This window comes from Mesorhizobium sp. M7A.F.Ca.MR.148.00.0.0, from assembly GCF_003997735.1.
Classification (GTDB): Bacteria; Pseudomonadota; Alphaproteobacteria; order Rhizobiales; family Rhizobiaceae; genus Mesorhizobium.
In genome coordinates, this window is sequence record NZ_RZTB01000777.1 from 1 (window position 1) to 218 (window position 218).

The 218-nt window shown below is 61.9% G+C and carries 1 pseudogene; it reads right to left on the bottom strand.

The window, feature by feature from the left end:
* Nucleotides 1-218 (bottom strand): annotated as a pseudogene (locus tag EOB49_RS36235) (ABC transporter permease); the annotation flags it as partial.

Sequence of the window (218 nt, forward strand, 5' to 3'; positions counted from 1 at the left end):
CAGGCGGTCAGATGCGCACCGATGAAAAGCACAACCGCTTCGACGACGGACGGTATTCTGGTCATCGAGATCAAAGCGGCGAGAAGCAGCACGCCGAAGATCAGCCAAGTCGTCGCCACATAGGGATATATCAACGTCCCTGCAGGCTGCGCCAGCGCATCCACTTTCGGCGCGGCGATCGGGCCGAGCGCGACCGCGATCAGGCACAGCACGATCGC